We start from the raw sequence: 12,291 nt of genomic DNA on the forward strand, positions 1-12,291 counted from the left end.
CCAACGAAAGGATTCTTCGGTGAGCGGGAGGATCGCACGCTACACCCATGACGGACTCGAGTTCGACGTCCTCGACCAGGGACCTCTGGACGGACCGATTGTGTTGCTGCTGCACGGCTTTCCCGAACGTGCCGCGTCGTGGTCCGCCGTGATGAACGAGCTGAACGAGGCGGGGTTCCGAACAATCGCGCCCGATCAACGCGGGTACTCGCCGGGTGCCCGACCCAAACGCCGACGCGACTATCGCGTCGGTGCGCTCGTCAACGACGTCGTGGCCCTCATCGACGAAATCGGTGCCCCGGTGCATGTGGTCGGCCACGACTGGGGAGCGATGATCGCGTGGGTCACCGCAGGCCGACGCCCCGATCTGGTGTCGTCGCTGACGGCATTCTCCGTCCCGCATCCCGGGTCGTTCATGACGGCTCTGCTCACCTCACGACAAATTCTGCACTCCTGGTACTTCGCATTCTTCCAACTGCCGGTGCTCCCCGAGAAATGGATGACACGGCCTGGCCAGAGGGCCGAAAAGTGGTATGAGAAAAGCGGTATGAATGCGGACGACCTGGAGCGCACGCGCACGGACGTCGTCGACTACGGCGCACTTCCCTTCGCTGTCACTTGGTATCGCGGACTGCCGTTCTCCAACCCTGGTATCGGCCGTCTGCGCATCACAGTCCCGACATCGATGGTGTGGAGTGACGGCGACACCTTCATCGGCCGCTCGGCCATCGAACGCGCACAACAGTACGTCGATGCCCGCTACACCCTGACTGTGCTTGCCGGAGTGACACATTGGATCCCGACTCAGGCACCGACCGAAGCCGCGCAGGCAATCATCGCCAACGCCTCATAGATGCCTGCGGCAGTGGTGCGGTTATGTGCCCTCTGCGGCGCTCTGCCGCACCACTGCCGCAGGCACCACGGGCATACTGGAGTCATGGATTCCGTCGGACTTCTCACCGAACTGGTCACCCAGCCCACTGTGTCGGGTGATCCCCGTCCCCAGCGCTCGTCGATGGACGAAATCGTGTCCGTGCTCAGGGCCCGCGTCGGTGACCTTGCCATCGACGGCGATCCGGATGGTCCCCACCCATGGCTGTTGATCACCAATCCCTCCCCGCCGACGTCGACGCGGTTGATGTTCGCGTGCCACGTGGACACCGTGCCGGCGGGTGATCTGTCGAATTGGCAGTTCGATCCCTTCGCTGCAGATATCGAACACGGTGTTCTCCGTGGCCGCGGCACCTCGGACATGAAGGCCGGGCTTGTTGCCGCCACCGCTGCGGTGATGGACGCCTTCGACAACGGGGTTCCTGCCGCCCTGTTGCTCACCAGCGACGAAGAGATCGGGTCACTCGGTGCGCGTGCCGCTCGCCACGCCGTCGCCGAGTGCGCCGTAGGAGCGGTCGTGGTTCCCGAGGCAACGGGAAATCGCGTCCATCTGGGGCATCGAGGTGCGTTGTGGGTCGATGTGACCACCAAAGGCATTGCAGCACATGGAAGTACTCCGCATCGGGGTGAGAGTGCAATCATGAAACTGGTCGACGTGTTGGCACGAGCCCGCACCGAGCTCCCGCTGTCTACGGATCAGTTCCTGGGCGCCGAAACGTTCAACGTGGGATTGATCGACGGCGGCTCGGCACCCAACATCGTTCCTGACACCGCACACGTCGTCGTCGACCATCGCACCGTCGGGGACGGTTCGGCACTGCTGTCCTGGTGGCGCGATCAACCCGAGGTCGATCACGCCGACGCTCGCATCGATCTGCCCGGAGTTCGCACACCCCAAGGCGACCGATGGGTGGATGGCCTTCCGCATACCGTTGCTACAGAACCGGTCACGTACTTCACCGACGCGTCCATCATCGGATCCGCTGCCCCCGGTGCCCCTATTGTCGTGTGGGGGCCGGGGACGCCGGCACTGATGCACGCCGCCGACGAAACCGTCACGCTCGACGAACTCGATGCGGCGATCGTGGCCTACACCGCGGCGACGCGTGCGTGGCCGACCGTCGACTGACGGACCACCAACTCCGGCTGCAACGCGATATGCGCAGTGCCGGTGTGATCGCTGTTCATGGCCTGATCCAGCAGGCGAGTGGCCTCCGCAGCGATTCGTTCCTGCGGTTGCCGGATGGTGGTCAGCGGCGGATTGCTCAATGCGGAGAACGGAATGTCGTCGAACCCGGTGACCATCACATCGCCCGGGACCGACAATCCCAGAGCCTGGCAGCTCTGCAGCACCCCGAGGGCGATCAGGTCGTCCGCACCCACCACCGCATCGGGCCGCGTGGGAGAAGCGAGGATCGAGCGCGACGACTCACGCCCCCAGTCGATCGAATAGTCACCCAACAACGTCCACTCGTCCCGCGTCCGAATCCCCACGCGCTCGGCATGGCGGAAGAAGCCCGCCCGCCGCAACTCCGTCGACGAATTGGTCAGCTCGGAACTGATGAATGCGGCACTCCGAACACCCTGTGCAGCAAGGTGATCCATGATCAGACCCTGAGCGGCATCATCGTCGACGCCGACCCAATCGGTATGAGTATCGAGAGCGAAGCGGTCGAGCTGAACCACAGGGATCGCACGGGCCGACGCACGAACCGCCTCGGCAGAACGTTCTCCATGGCACGGGCTGATGATGATGCCGTCGACCTGACGTGAGACCAGGCTACGCAGCCGTTGCGCCTCTACTTCAGGATCCGATCGCGAATCGCACAGGAACAGCTGCAGTCCACGCTGCGAGAGAACGTGTTCGACGTTGACGACGAGCGAGGTAAAGAACGGGTTGGCAATACTGGGCACCACCATCCCGACCGTGTCCGTGCGGTTGCGGCGCAGAGAGCTGGCAATGATGTTGCCCGAATAGCCGAGTTCGGCCGCCGCCTGCCGAATACTCGCGGCAACGTCGTCCGACACCGGACGTGACCCCGAGAGCGCCCGAGACACCGTGGCTGTCGAGACGCCCGCGCGCTCCGCGACGTCACGAATGGTTGCTTTGCGCATCCAACTCCTACTCTCGCGTGTGAACCGAGGCTAGCGAACCGCACGGTCGCTTGCGATGCTGTTTACACAGTAGAGGTAATCGTTTACATAAACGACTCAAGAATTCCTTGACACGCCCCGGTGTCGATCCCCTACGGTGCATACATACGAGGCAATCGATTACATCGCCTTGGTCGACGCCCACACCAGAGGAGCTCCTTACGTGAGTACGTCCCCGTCGGATCCGAACCCCTCAGCCGCGCTGGGGGTATTTCCGACCAAGCCGTCGGCGCTGGCCGAGATGTTCACCTCCGCACCCGCACTCATCGGCGCAATCCACCTGCCCGCATTACCGGGCAGCCCGCACTACAAGGGCCAGCCCGTCTCCGAGATCGCAGCCTTCGCCGTGGAGGAGGCGCACGCGTACATCGACAACGGATTCGATGGCGTCATCGTCGAAAATCATTGGGACATACCCTTCCTCAAGCCCGGAGAGCACGGATACGAAACAGCGGCCAGCATGGGTGTCGTCACCGCCTCCGTCGTCGGTGAGTTCGGCAGCAGAGTCGGAGTATCCATCCTGTCCAACGCGGGCGAATGCGGCGTGGCCGCGGCGTGGGCCGCCGGAGCGAGCTTCGTGCGGGTCAACCAGTGGGCAAACGCCTACATCGCCAACGAGGGATTCATCGAAGGCCAGGCAGCCAAGACCACCCGCTTTCGCCACCGCATCGGTGCCGACCCGGTCAAGATCTTCGCCGACGTGCACGTCAAGCACGGTGCCCACGCCATCGTTGCCGATCGCACCATCGCCGAACAGACCGAGGACGCGGAATTCTTCGACGCAGACGTCCTCATCGCCACCGGCTCGAGAACCGGTGACGCCGCCTCGGTCGACGAGGTGTCGGTCATCAAGAACAACACGGTGCTCCCCGTCATCATCGGATCGGGAATCACGGCGGCCAACGTCGCCGACCTGATGAACGAGTGCGACGGTGCCATCATCGCTTCTTCGGTGAAAGAGAACGCACGCTGGTGGGGCCGTGTCTCCGGCGAGAAGGTTCGCGACGTGTCCCGCGCAGCCGGGAAGTAGACGATGATCGTATTTTTCGGCTACGCGAACAACGATGTGACGGTTCATGTTCCGCATGTTCCGACCCTCGGAGAGAGGGTGCAGGCCACGACGGTCGAGTCGATCGACGGCGGCATGAATGCCAACGCCGCAGTGTCGGCAGCCCGCATGGGAGCCCGCGTCGCGTTCGCCGGAGCGGTGGGCCCGGACATCCGATCCTCCGAATTCCTCGCGGCCCTCGAACGCGACGGAGTCGACACCACCTGGGCACCGCGCGACGCATTTCTTTCCACCGCAGTGGTTCTCATCGCCGACGGCGGGGACCGATCGATCATCAGCCAGGACGACGCCAACGACGCAGGCAGACTACGCACGGTCCTCGACAAGCTCTCGATCGACGGTGGACGCGTGTTCCTCGACGGCTACCGCGCATCGATGCTCCCACCCACGCTCCCCGACAACGTCGGCCTCGCCATCGACCTCGACGGCTGCGACGACGTCGACGCCGCACTGCACGCATTCGCCCTTGCCGACCACGTCATCGTCGGACGCAGTCTGTGGCACAACAGCTTCGGCATCCCAGCCGAACGGTGGCCGATACTGACCGCCGAGCACGACACCCACCTCGTCGTCACCGACGGCGAACGCGGGTGGACTCTGGTCACACCCTCGGGTGAGACCATCACAGAACCGGCAGTATCGGTCGACGTCATAGATGCCGTCGGAGCCGGAGACTGCTTCTGCGGCACCTACATCGCCTTCATCGACGCGGGCGAAACCTCCATCCACGCAGCCCGAATGGCGGGAATCTCGGCAGCACTCGCCTGCGCTACAGCCGGACCACGCGGATGCCCCACTCCAACCGAACTCGCCGACTTCACCTCCACCCTCGCCACTGTCGATCTCCAGGAGACCCGATGATCAAACGCGCACTCCCCCTCGTTCTCGGTGCCGCACTTGCGCTCACCCTCACCTCGTGCGACTCCGCATCCAGCAGCGACACCGCGGGCGGAACCGACGCAGCCGCGTCGAGCATCCCGGATCCGAGCCGCGTCGCCAATTCGTGCGACGGCAAGAACGGCACCCTCAAGGTCGGTCTCGTCACCATCAACCTGCAGGCCCTGTTCTTCAACCAGATCAACAACGCAGCCCAGAAGATCGCCGACCAGACCGGCGTCGAACTGCAGATCATCAGCGGCAACGACGACTCGGTCAGCCAGGCCAACGCTTTCGACAACCTCATCGCCTCGGGCGTCGACGCGATCATCGTCGATGCCATCGACACGGACGGCATCAAGCCCTCGATCGTCAAGGCCGATGCTGCGGGCATTCCGGTCGTCGCAGTCGACGCGACCGTCGACGATCCTGCGGTGGACACGCAGGTCGGCACCGCCAACGCCGAAGGCGGCGTTCAGATCGGCGACACCCTCACGGCGTTGGCGAACAACACCGGCACCGTGGGAATCGTCGGCGCACTCAACAGCACCATCCAACTCGAGCGTCAGAAGGGCTTCACCGATACCGTCTCGGCGGCCGGGATGACCGTCGGCACCGTGGTCGATGGCCGCAACATCCAGGAGAACGCGCAAACCGCGGCCGAGAACCTGCTCACCGGCAACCCGGACATGCAATACGTGTACGCCACCGGGGAGCCTGCTCTGATCGGATTGGTCGCCGCGGTGAACAGCCAGAACGCCCAGGACCGAATTCAGGCCGTCGGCTGGGATCTGTCCGATCAGGCCGTCTCAGCTCTCAACGCAGGGTGGCTGAAAGGCGTCGTGCAGCAGAACACCTTCGAGTTCGGCTACGAGGCCATGAATGCCGCCATCGACCTCGGCTGCGGACGGACCGCACCCGCTGACATCCCGGTACCGACCCAGATCGTCACTCCGGAGAACGTCGGCGACTACATGTACTACCTGGAGAAGTAGCCCTATGGCACAACAAGACCTGACGGTCGCGCCACTGATCGAACTCTCGGGAATCACCAAATCGTACGGCCCGGTGAAATCGCTTCGGGGAGTCGACCTTCGACTCGCCCGCGGCGAAGTACTCGGCGTCGTCGGAGACAACGGCGCCGGCAAGTCGACGCTCATGAAAATCCTTGCCGGTGCCGTCCAACACGACGGTGGCGAGATGCGCGTCAACGGAGAACCTGTGCGCTTCTCGACACCGCTGGACGCACAACAGAAAAAAATCGGCATCGTCTACCAAGACCTCGCCCTGTGCGACACCTTGGACGTCGCAAGTAATCTGTTCCTCGGCCGCGAGCCACGCAAGGGGCCGTTCCTCGATCGCCACGGGATGCACGAGCGTTCCGCCAAGATTCTGGCGGACCTGCACGTGAAGGTGAAGTCGACCTACCAGGAGATCGGGCAACTCTCCGGTGGGCAACGCCAGACGGTGGCCATCGCACGTGCGGTCTCGTTTCGACCGGACGTGTTGATTCTGGACGAACCCACCGCCGCTCTTGCTGTGGCAGAGGTCGAATCGGTCCTCAAGCTCATCACCGACGTCGCAGCCCAAGGCGTCGGAGTCATCCTGGTGACGCACCGTCTGCAGGACCTGTTCCGGGTCTGCGACCGCATCACCGTCATGTACGAGGGACAGAGCGTCGACGATGTTCCGATCGGCGATCTGAACATCGAGTCGCTCGTCGGATTGATCACGCGCACGCCGGTTCCCCAGCGTTCACCCTCCTCGCCGGAAGGCCGCCCATGATCACCGTGGACAAGAAAGCCCAGCCGACCGTGGAGAAACTGGCGGCACGCCCGACTCTGTGGCAGCAGACCAACAAGCCGACCCTGGCCATGCTCGCGGTCACCATCGCAGTGGCCCTGGTGTTCTCGGTGACGACGTCCTCGTTCCTGACCTTCACCAACATCTCGAACCTCGCGACGCAGATCGCACCGGTTCTCATCATCGCCGTCGCCATGACGTTCGTGATCACCACCGGTCAGATCGACCTGTCGGTCGGAGCGACGGTTGCCTTCGTCGCCGCGATGAGCGCCGAACTCATCCAAGCCGGAGTCGACTCGTCGGTGGTATTCGTCGCGGCACCTCTGATGGGTGCCGCATGGGGCTTGGTCAACGGTTGGCTCGCCGCGTATCAGGGCATTCCGCCGTTCATTGTCACCCTGGCGACCCTGTCGATCATTCGCGGCATCGCGTTGTACAGGACCGAGGGCTTCTCGGTACCGATCACTCCCGGTACCGCCTTTGCGAAACTGGGTACGGCGTCGTGGCTGGGCTTTTCGGCAAGCGCATGGATTGCTCTGGCCGTAGTGATCGTCGGCGCTGTTGCGCTCAATCGCACACGATTCGGCCGCTACGTCACCGGAATCGGCTCGAACGTCGAATCCGTCCGACGCTCCGGCGTCAACACCCGTCGCGTGCTGATGATGACCCTGGTGTTCACCGGGCTCGCCGCGGGCATCGCGGGCCTATTGATCGCTGCACGACTCGGATCGGGATCGGCCAACTCCGCCAATGGTTTCGAGCTCACCGTCATCACCGCAGTGGTGTTGGGAGGCACCAACCTGTTCGGCGGCCGGGGAACGGTCATCGGCACCGTCATAGGTGCAGTGTTGACCGGCATCATCGCCAACGGCCTGACGCTACTCGGTGTGAGCCCGTTCCTGACACCGATCATCACCGGTGTTGTTCTGCTCGTCGCCATCTGGATCAACATGCGCGGGCACTCTCTGGCTTCGCTGTTCAAGCACCTGCAGAGCGCACCGGGTAAGCAATGATCGTCCAGACCGTCACCGGGCCGATCGACTCCAGCGAACTGGGACTGGTGCTACCGCACGAGCATCTGCACAACGACGCCTCGACCGCGTATTCCGAAGCTGCCGACCCGGCTCTGGCGCAGTTGCTGTCCGGTCCGGTATCGGCGGACCGGGCCTGGCTGCTGCACGACAACCCGTACCACAGCGCAGACAACTGCCGAGTGGACGACGCGGCGGCCGTACTCGACGACCTGAAAGTGTTCGCGGACAACGGCGGTACCACGGTCGTCGACCTCACGCCGCCGGGCATCGGGCGGCGACCCGAGATCCTCGAGCACTACTCACGCGAGTCCGGAGTACGCGTCGTCATGGGTTCGGGCTGGTATCTCGAACCCACGCACCCGCCCGAGGTCACCGCGCTCGGTATCGACAACCTCGCGGCCCGGCTCATCGCCGAATTCACCGGCGACGGGCCGCGGCCGGGGGTGATCGGTGAGATCGGCGTTTCGCCGTCCTTCACCGACGCCGAGGCCAAAGCACTGAGAGCCGCCTGCATCGCCCAAAGAGAAACCTACGTCCCCTTGTTCGTCCATCTCCCGGGCTGGCAACGCAGAGGACATCAAGTCCTCGACATCGTCGTGGACGAGATGGGTGTCGACCCGGCAGCTGTGGTGCTCTGCCACATGGACCCCTCGGGCGACGACCCCGACTATCAGTGCGCCCTCGCCGATCGCGGAGTCTTCCTCGAGTTCGACATGATCGGCATGCCCTTCGAGTTCGCAGGCGAGGGCCAGTCGCCGTCGCCCGCCGATACCGCGTTCGCGATCTGCGGCCTCGTCGGCGGCGGCTATCGATCCCAGTTGCTGCTCAGCCACGATCTGTTTCTCAAGTCGATGCTCCGCAAGTTCGGTGGCAACGGATTGGCCTACGTTCCAGTCTCTTTCGCAGCGCGGCTGGTCCGCAGCGGAATGGACGCACACCACGTCTCCTCGCTCATGCAGGACAACCCCAGGTCGCTCTTCGAGAGCGCCGGAAAAGGATAGAGAACCACCATGGGTAAGAAAGTTCTGATCGCCGGCGAAAGCTGGATGACCTCGTCCACCCACGTCAAAGGCGTCGACGAATTCACCGTCCATTCCTACGTAGAAGGGATCGGCCCCCTGCGCGACGCGCTCACCTCGCGCGGGCACGAAGTGGTTCACATGCCCGCGCACCTCGTTCCCACACAATTCCCCGGCACGGCCGAGGCACTGTCCGAGTTCGACGTCATTGTGCTCTCGGATATCGGAGCCAATTCGATTCAACTCGCGCCCAACGTGTTCGACCGCTTCCAGGCCGGCGACGACAGGCTCGCCGCACTGCGTGAGTGGGTGAGCAGCGGAGGAGGACTGATCATGATCGGCGGGTACCTGTCGTTCTCCGGTTTCCAAGCGCGCGCCGCGTATCGGCAGACTGTGCTCGCCGACGTATTGCCGGTGACACTGCTGGCCGAAGACGACCGAGTCGAGGCTCCCGGCGGAATGGTTCCCGATGTCGTCGACAGCACGCACGCCGCACTGGGTGCCAGCGGAACACAGTGGCCCGCCTTGCTCGGTTACAACCGAGTGGTGCCGAAGGAGGGCGTTACCGTGCCCGCCACCATCAATGGAGATCCGCTCGTCGCGGTCGGCGAATACGGCTCGGGCCGATCCGCGGTCTTCACCTCCGATTGCTCGCCGCACTGGGCCCCGCCCGAGTTCTGCGAACAATGGCCCGGTTACACCGACCTGTTCGACGGCTTGATCACGTGGGTTGCCGGCGCGTGACCCGCTCGCAGCAACTCGTCGAGCGTCAACAGCCCAACCTCGCTGCTGCTCAGCAAGTTCGGTTCATCGTGCAATCGACGGACGGATCACTCTCCGATGAGGACTTTCGAAGGTACCTGGTGATCGAGGAGGCGTTCGTACTCACTGCAGTCCGCATTCTGGGGCTGGTCGTCGCCGAGTCGACGTCGTTGGACGACGCGTCGGATCATGTGATGTCGATGTCGAACCTCGTCGGAGAACAGCGAGCGTACTTCGCCGGTCTCCGCGAGAAGTTTCCGTTCGACGGCAATACCGAAGAGTTGATCGCGAGTTCCTCGGCGCTGTCGGACTATGCCCTCGGACTCGCGCAGCGAGAGGGTAGAAGTGCCGCTCTGGTAGCGATGTTCGCCGCCGAGACCCTGTACCTATCGTGGTGCCGAACAGCGATGAAGTCCTCCGCTGAACGTGAACCGGCACTTCAGGAATGGATTGCCATGCACGCCCGGTCGACCTTCGTCGCTCAGGTCGACGCACTGGCCCATGAAGTCGACCGCATGGACGCCGTGGACGACGAGACGCTCGACAGGTGGTTCGAGGGGATGCTGGCCGCCGAAAACGAATTTCACGACGCAGTGTGAGTGCCTGCGGCAGTGGTGCGGCTATGTGCCCTGGGCGGCGCTTTGCCGCACCACTGCGCGAAGCGCACTCAGCTCTTCTGCGGCTCGATGGTCTTCTGCGTGTTGTCGTGGGCGATCTCGATCTTGCGCGGCTTCGCACGCTCAGCCAGCGGGATGGTGACCGTCAGGACGCCGTTGTCGTAGGAGGCCGAGATCTTCTCCGCGTCGACGCCGTCTCCCAGGGAGAGTTGCCGACGGTACGTTCCGGCGAACCGCTCCGACGAAAGCCACTGCACACCATCACTACTCGGAGCGGTGCGATGCGCAGTCAGAGTGAGTGTGCCGCGGTCGATGTCGACGTCGATGGAGCCGGGATCGACGCCGGGTAGGTCGGCGTTGAGTACGTAATGGTCGTCGAGCTTGTACAGATCCATCGGCATGAATCTGGGCGCACGGTCCGAACCACTGGTCGCGCCGAGCATGCCGGCGGCAATCGAGTCGAGGTCACGGAACGGATCGAAGCGAAGCACAGCAACCACCTCCTGTACGACGAAGCGTCCGCCCCTGTGGCGGGCCGCCCTTCACTGTGCAGAACCCAAATTAGCACTCTCCACCGGAGAGTGCCAATAGGGTACTTCGATTTTTTTGCGTTCAATTCTGTTGCAGTGGTGCAGCTATGGGCTTAGCTACACCACTGCGGACATCTCAGGCTGCGTCGGCCAGTCTGACGAGATCGCGCCCCTTGGTTTCCGGTGCCAGGTAGGCCGACACCAGCGTGATCGCGGAGTAGATCACGAGCATCGCCGCGATGGGCCACCAGCTACCGGTCCATGCGGTGAGGCTGGCCGCGAGCAGCGGTCCGATGGCAGTGGCGAGGATGCCGCCGATCTCCTTGGACAGCGCGAGCTGCGTGAAGCGGGTACGTGCGCCGAACAGCTCCGCCATCGTCACGCTTTCGAGCGAGAACAGGCCCAGCACACCGAGGTTCAGAGCAAGAACCATTGCGACGACGAGGGCTATGGTGTTGCCGCTGGTGACCATCAGCATCAGCGGGAACGCGAGAATCATGGTGAGCGCACTGAGCACCATGTACATCGGACGACGGCCGAACTTGTCGCCCAGGATGCCGATGATCGGAATGGTCGCGAAACCGATGAGCGAGCCGTAGACGATCGCGCTGGTGGCGATGGAACGATCGATCAGCAGCGTCGACGCGATGTAACCGACCAGGAACGTCTGAATCAGTCCGGAGTTGCCCGCCTGACCGAAACGCAGACCCAGCGCGATGAAGAACGCGCGCCCCTTCTTCTGCTTGAGACCGGACTCGAGAACGCTGACCTTCACGTCCTCGTCGGTCTTCTCGATCTCGTCGCGCGAGAGAGCCACACCGTCGACCACATCGGCACGCTCCTCGAAGACCGGGCTCTCCTTCAGGTTCGAGCGCAACCACACCGCGAAGATCATCAGGAAGAAGCTCGCGAGGAACGGCACTCGCCAGCCCCAGCTGAGCAACTGATCCTCGGACACGACAGCGAGCAGCAGGGCCCAGATAGCCGAGGCCGCAAGGGTTCCGGAGTTGGTTCCCAGGGAGACCAGCGATGCGATGAGGCCTCGACGCTTGTCCGGTGCGTATTCGACCAACATGACCGTCGCCCCGGCGATTTCGGCTCCGGCACCGAAGCCCTGGATCAGGCGGAGGGCAACGAGCAGGATCGGCGCCATGATGCCGATCGCGTCGTAAGTCGGCAGTGCGCCGATGAGGGTGGTGGATGCGCCCATCATCGCAATGGTGATGAACAGGACCTTCTTTCGACCGATCCGATCGCCCATCCGGCCGAAGTAGATGGCACCGACCAGGCGGGCCACGTAGCCGACTCCGTAAGTGGCCATGGCGGCGATCAAGCCGATCGCCGGGCTCACGTCGGGGAAGAAGATGCGATTGAAAACGATCGCGGCGGCGAGCGAATACAGCTGGAAGTCCATGAACTCCATTGCCGTACCCAGCCAACCGGACATCGCCGCCTTGGTGAGGTCTTTAGTGCTGCGAGTCGGGACGGCGGTGTTACCGCGATCGTCCGTCGACTCGTTGGTGTCCTGTGACATCC

At 63.5% G+C, this 12,291-nt stretch carries 13 protein-coding genes; 10 read left to right on the plus strand and 3 right to left on the minus strand.

Annotated features, from left to right (window positions below):
* Positions 1-19: 19 nt before the first annotated feature.
* Both AB0O58_RS03270 and AB0O58_RS03275 read left to right on the plus strand, forming a co-directional pair.
* Positions 20-853 (plus strand): alpha/beta fold hydrolase, encoded by an 834-nt coding sequence (locus AB0O58_RS03270; RefSeq protein WP_288123166.1) that lies wholly within the window; start codon positions 20-22, stop codon positions 851-853.
* Between the two features lie 84 nt (positions 854-937).
* Positions 938-2,020: a M20/M25/M40 family metallo-hydrolase gene (locus tag AB0O58_RS03275; protein ID WP_032392132.1), complete on the plus strand. Its 1,083-nt coding sequence runs from the start codon at positions 938-940 to the stop codon at positions 2,018-2,020.
* On the opposite strand, the gene AB0O58_RS03280 is transcribed toward AB0O58_RS03275, so the two are convergent.
* Entirely contained in the window at positions 1,981-3,006 is a 1,026-nt protein-coding gene (locus AB0O58_RS03280; RefSeq protein WP_027495434.1) for a LacI family DNA-binding transcriptional regulator, read from the minus strand. The genes AB0O58_RS03275 and AB0O58_RS03280 overlap by 40 nt on opposite strands.
* Positions 3,007-3,208: 202 nt before the next feature.
* On the opposite strand from AB0O58_RS03280, the gene AB0O58_RS03285 reads away from it, so the two are divergent.
* From AB0O58_RS03285 to AB0O58_RS03320, 8 genes are read left to right on the plus strand one after another with little or no spacing between them, the layout of a single operon-like run.
* Positions 3,209-4,075, plus strand: a complete 867-nt coding sequence (locus tag AB0O58_RS03285; protein WP_230073156.1) for a BtpA/SgcQ family protein — start codon at positions 3,209-3,211, stop codon at positions 4,073-4,075.
* A 3-nt stretch (positions 4,076-4,078) separates the two neighbouring features.
* Positions 4,079-4,975 carry a carbohydrate kinase family protein gene (locus AB0O58_RS03290; RefSeq protein WP_363797393.1) on the plus strand — a complete coding sequence of 299 codons (897 nt, stop codon included), beginning with the start codon at positions 4,079-4,081 and terminating at the stop codon, positions 4,973-4,975.
* Positions 4,972-5,985 carry a substrate-binding domain-containing protein gene (locus AB0O58_RS03295; RefSeq protein ID WP_366237889.1) on the plus strand — a complete coding sequence of 338 codons (1,014 nt, stop codon included), beginning with the start codon at positions 4,972-4,974 and terminating at the stop codon, positions 5,983-5,985. The genes AB0O58_RS03290 and AB0O58_RS03295 overlap by 4 nt, the downstream gene beginning before the upstream one ends.
* A gap of 4 nt (positions 5,986-5,989) precedes the next feature.
* A complete protein-coding gene (locus AB0O58_RS03300) occupies positions 5,990-6,775 on the plus strand; it encodes an ATP-binding cassette domain-containing protein (protein ID WP_032392130.1) in 786 nt (261 codons plus the stop codon).
* Positions 6,772-7,806 (plus strand): ABC transporter permease, encoded by a 1,035-nt coding sequence (locus tag AB0O58_RS03305; RefSeq protein WP_032367059.1) that lies wholly within the window; start codon positions 6,772-6,774, stop codon positions 7,804-7,806. Before AB0O58_RS03300 ends, AB0O58_RS03305 begins: the two co-directional genes overlap by 4 nt.
* On the plus strand, positions 7,803-8,828 hold the full coding sequence (locus tag AB0O58_RS03310; RefSeq protein WP_027495428.1) for a phosphotriesterase: 1,026 nt from the start codon (positions 7,803-7,805) through the stop codon (positions 8,826-8,828). The genes AB0O58_RS03305 and AB0O58_RS03310 overlap by 4 nt, the downstream gene beginning before the upstream one ends.
* A gap of 9 nt (positions 8,829-8,837) precedes the next feature.
* Positions 8,838-9,590 (plus strand): glutamine amidotransferase, encoded by a 753-nt coding sequence (locus AB0O58_RS03315; protein WP_045841059.1) that lies wholly within the window; start codon positions 8,838-8,840, stop codon positions 9,588-9,590.
* Positions 9,587-10,207, plus strand: a complete 621-nt coding sequence (locus AB0O58_RS03320) for a TenA family protein (protein WP_032400451.1) — start codon at positions 9,587-9,589, stop codon at positions 10,205-10,207. Before AB0O58_RS03315 ends, AB0O58_RS03320 begins: the two co-directional genes overlap by 4 nt.
* A 68-nt stretch (positions 10,208-10,275) precedes the next feature.
* Here AB0O58_RS03320 and AB0O58_RS03325 read toward each other — a convergent pair whose 3' ends face one another.
* The gene (locus tag AB0O58_RS03325) at positions 10,276-10,716 is read right to left on the minus strand and encodes an Hsp20/alpha crystallin family protein (RefSeq protein ID WP_027495425.1); all 441 of its coding nucleotides are present in this window, start codon (positions 10,714-10,716) and stop codon (positions 10,276-10,278) included.
* 175 nt (positions 10,717-10,891) lie between these two features.
* Positions 10,892-12,289 (minus strand): MFS transporter, encoded by a 1,398-nt coding sequence (locus AB0O58_RS03330; RefSeq protein ID WP_366237890.1) that lies wholly within the window; start codon positions 12,287-12,289, stop codon positions 10,892-10,894.
* Positions 12,290-12,291 lie beyond the last annotated feature (2 nt).

This window comes from Rhodococcus sp. NPDC080181, from assembly GCF_040702225.1.
Classification (GTDB): domain Bacteria; phylum Actinomycetota; class Actinomycetes; order Mycobacteriales; family Mycobacteriaceae; genus Rhodococcoides; species Rhodococcoides fascians.